The organism is Methylobacterium sp. WL103 (genome assembly GCF_008039885.1).
In the GTDB taxonomy this organism is placed as follows: domain Bacteria; phylum Pseudomonadota; class Alphaproteobacteria; order Rhizobiales; family Beijerinckiaceae; genus Methylobacterium; species Methylobacterium cerastii.
This window is the reverse complement of sequence record NZ_VRUX01000417.1, coordinates 1-3,839: the sequence shown is the minus strand read 5'-3', so window position 1 is coordinate 3,839 and position 3,839 is coordinate 1. Positions and strand designations below refer to the sequence as shown.

The window sequence follows — 3,839 nt, the reverse complement described above, 5'->3', positions numbered from 1 at the left end:
ATGTGGCCCGCGCCCAGTCCGCCGCGAGCCACATCGACCAGCCCACCCCTGCGACCCTGCCGAACGGCGCCAAGCGCGCGAACGGCGACGTCGCGGCGCCGCACGCGCTTAAACCCAGCACCGACGTGATGGACACCGGGACCCTCCCCGACGCGCGGACGAACCCGATGCAGCACTTGCCGGACCGGACGCGCGCCGCGCACTGACCGTCACGACGCAACCTCGTCCCCGCCCCCGCCGTTGATCGGCGGGGGCTTTTTCATGCGCTCCTGCGGCGGCGTCTCGCGCTCCGTCCCTCACAGGCGAAGGAAAGCACCATGGGTCTGCTCGATTCGGTGATCGGCGGCGTGCTCGGGCAGGTGCTCGGCGGCGGACGGGGCAATGCCGGCAACGCGGGCGGCGGTGCGATGTCGCCGATCGTGAAGGCCCTGCTGATGCTGCTGCTCGCCAAGGGCGCGAGCGGCGGCCTGGGTGGAGCGCTCGGCGACATTCTCGGCGGCGGCCAGCGCCGGCCGGAGCCCGGCCCCGACACTGAGCGCTCTGGCGGCGCCGGACCCTACGGCCGCGATCCCGGCCATTCGGCCGACGACGGCGCCGGCCAGGACCCCGGCGACATCGGCGGCTTCGACCAGGAGGGCGGCCGTCGCGACCCGCCGCTGCCGCCCGGCGACTTCAGCGACCTCTCGGGCATGCTCGACGGACCCGGCGACCGATCCCAGGTTCCTCAACCAGGACATGTCGCACATGAAACGGCGGGCGATCTCGGCGGGCTCGACGGCCTCGTCGATCGCTTCCGCCAGGGCGGTTTGGGCGACGTCATCGACTCGTGGATCGGCCACGGCAGCAACCGCAGCATCGAACCCCACGACCTCGCCCGCGCGCTCGGCCCCGACACCCTCGGCGCTCTCCAAAACCAGACCGGGATGGACCGGGACTCGCTGCTGTCCCAGCTCTCTCAGGTGCTGCCGGAGGTGGTGCACGGGCTCACGCCGCAGGGACGGGTGCCGGATTTGGGGGAACGGAAGTCTTGGTAATTAGAAGCTGTAATTTTTAGGGTTATTTAAGCATACACGATGCCTGCACGAATAAGTGCGATCATCGTGTATTTTTCAGGGGTATACATTGCATCTAGCCAGTGAGCCCAAGTATTGTGCTTTTTAGATCAAAATTTATACGTGAGGTAATATGGAGAGTTACAAGCATATGGTACGAAATACTGATTTTCTGGATGAAATTATATTTTTGATAAGCAGCCGAACAATCTTATAATTATTTCCCCAGATGTTTCATGGGTCAAATAATTAGAGCTCCAGCCATCACGCGGGCTCTTTTCAAGTAAGCAATTCGGTGCTGTGCTCAGACGCGTCGATGAATTCAGGCGACCCGCCGCACCACCAAGCTCGCATTCGTCCCGCCAAACCCGAACGAGTTCGACAGCGCGATGTCCACGCGCTTCCGCTTGGCCTCGTGCGGCACGAGGTCGAGGGCGGTCTCGACGCTCGGGTCGTCGAGGTTGAGGGTCGGGGGGATCACCCCGTCGCGGATGGTCAGGATCGAGAAGATCGCCTCGATGGCGCCGGCCGCGCCGAGGAGGTGGCCGACGGCGGACTTGGTCGAGGACATGGCGATGCCGGCGGCCGAGGCGCCGAGCAGGCGCTCGACGGCGCGCAGCTCCAGTTCGTCGCCCATCGGCGTCGAGGTGCCGTGGGCGTTGATGTAGTCGATCGCACCTGGGTCGATGCCGGCGCGCTTCACCGCGGCCGTCATGCAGCGGAAGGCGCCGTCGCCGTCCGGGGACGGGGAGGTGATGTGGTAGGCGTCGCCCGACATCCCGTAGCCGACCACCTCGGCGTAGATCTTGGCGCCGCGGGCCTTGGCGTGCTCGTACTCCTCGAGCACCACCACGCCGGCGCCTTCGCCCATCACGAAGCCGTCACGCGCCTTGTCGTAAGGGCGGGAGGCCTTGGTCGGCGTGTCGTTGAAGCCGGTGGAGAGGGCGCGGCAGGCGGCGAAGCCCGCGATCGACAACCGGTCGACCGGCGATTCCGCGCCGCCCGCGACCATCACGTCGGCATCGCCCAGCATGATCAGCCGAGCCGCGTCGCCGATGGCGTGCGTGCCGGTGGAGCAGGCGGTGACGACGGCGCTGTTCGGGCCTTTCAGCCCATGCGCGATCGAGACCTGGCCCGAGGCCATGTTGATGATCCGCCCGGGGATGAAGAACGGCGAGATCCGCCGCGGGCCCTTGTCCTTGAGGGTGACCGACGCGTCGTAGATGCCGCCGATGCCGCCGATGCCCGAACCGATCATCACGCCGGTGGCGCACTGGTCCTCGTAGCTCTTCGGGTGCCAGCCGGAATCGTCGAGGGCTTGGCCGGCGGCCGCCATCGCGAAGACGATGAACGGGTCGACCTTGCGCTGCTCCTTCGGCTCCATCCAGGCGTCGGGATTGAATGTGCCGTCGCCGCCGTCCCCGAGGGGCACGGTGCAGGCGATGCGGCAGGCGAGGTCGGAGGTCTCGAAGGTGGTGATCGGGCCGGCGCCGCTGTCGCCGGCGATCAGCCGGCTCCAGGTGTGCTCGACACCGCTGCCGAGCGGCGTGACCATCCCTAGACCCGTAACCACCACCCGCCGCATCGCGCTATCCCGAACCCGTTCCGCTTCAACAACGAGTGCGGCGCGTCGGGCGTTTCCACCCCGCCCGCGCCGCGTCGACCCGAAGGATGTTTCGACCGCTCAGGCGGCCGAGTTCTTCTCGAGGAACTTCACCGCGTCGCCGACCGTCTGGATGGTCTCGGCGGCGTCGTCGGGGATCTCGACGTTGAACTCTTCCTCGAACGCCATCACGAGCTCGACGGTGTCGAGGCTGTCGGCACCGAGGTCGTCGATGAAGTTCGCGCCCTCGACCACCTTCTCGGGCTCGACGCCCAGGTGCTCGACGACGATCTTCTTCACGCGCTCAGCGATATCGCTCATCGTTGCTGGTCCTCGGTACTTCACGTTACGTGGGTGAAAGGAATGGCGCCGTTGCCGCCGTTGGCCCTTGGTGTCGGGCCGGACTTGTCTCTGGCGGCCGGTGACCGATCGCGCTGGGTCCTGAAATCCTGTTGGCCTTGGACTCGGAACCCGCCGAACCGTCAACCCCCTGCACGGCAGCCGGGGTGTTAACACAGGGTTTCGACGCTGGCGAGGCCCGGTTCACGAAGCGTTCATCGGTGCGGTTCGCGCGCCGATTTCGCCGCGTTTTCCGCAGGATGGAGGGGCCTCGCGCGATGGCGTCACACCATCGCCATGCCGCCGTTCACGTGCAGCGTCTGGCCGGTGACGTAGGCCGCCTCCTGCGAGGCCAGGTAGACCACTGCGGCCGCCACCTCTGCGCCCTCGCCGAGGCGCCCCGCGGGCACGCGGCCGAGGATGCCCTCGCGCTGCTTCTCGTTCAGAACGTCGGTCATCGGCGAGGCGATGAAGCCGGGGCTGACGCAGTTCACCGTGACGTTGCGCGAGGCGACCTCGGCCGCCAGCGCCTTGGTGAGCCCGACGAGGCCGGCCTTGGCCGCCGCGTAGTTGCCCTGGCCCGGGTTGCCCGTGGTGCCGACCACCGAGCCGATGTTGACGATCCGCCCGGCACGCCGGCGCATCATGCCCCGCACCGCCGCCCGCGACAGCCGGAACGCGGCCGTGAGGTTGACGGCGATGACCTGGTCCCACTCCTCGTCCTTCATCCGCACGAAGATGTTGTCCCGGGTGATGCCGGCGTTGTTGACCAGGATGTCGAGCCCGCCGAGCGCGGCTTCCGCCGCCGGCACCAGCGCCTCGACGGCGGCGGTGTCGGACAGGTT

4 protein-coding genes and 1 pseudogene are annotated in these 3,839 nt (G+C 67.5%); 2 read left to right on the top strand and 3 right to left on the bottom strand.

Annotated elements, in window-relative coordinates; translation table 11 throughout:
• Window positions 1-206, top strand: a pseudogene (locus FV222_RS29885) (hypothetical protein); the annotation flags it as partial.
• A 111-nt stretch (window positions 207-317) separates the two neighbouring features.
• Entirely contained in the window at window positions 318-1,034 is a 717-nt protein-coding gene (locus FV222_RS19665) for a YidB family protein (protein ID WP_147762716.1), read from the top strand.
• 340 nt (window positions 1,035-1,374) lie between these two features.
• Here the strand turns inward: FV222_RS19665 and fabF are convergent, their stop codons facing one another.
• The 3 genes from fabF to fabG all read right to left on the bottom strand — a co-directional run.
• Complete coding sequence (gene fabF, locus FV222_RS19660) at window positions 1,375-2,637, bottom strand: beta-ketoacyl-ACP synthase II (protein ID WP_147763876.1); 1,263 nt, start codon at window positions 2,635-2,637, stop codon at window positions 1,375-1,377.
• A 99-nt stretch (window positions 2,638-2,736) separates the two neighbouring features.
• Window positions 2,737-2,976 carry an acyl carrier protein gene (locus tag FV222_RS19655; RefSeq protein ID WP_066926221.1) on the bottom strand — a complete coding sequence of 80 codons (240 nt, stop codon included), beginning with the start codon at window positions 2,974-2,976 and terminating at the stop codon, window positions 2,737-2,739.
• Window positions 2,977-3,278: 302 nt separating this feature from the next.
• Window positions 3,279-3,839, bottom strand: a 561-nt coding sequence (fabG, locus tag FV222_RS19650; RefSeq protein ID WP_147815440.1) for a 3-oxoacyl-ACP reductase FabG, incomplete at its 5' end; no start/stop codon positions are given.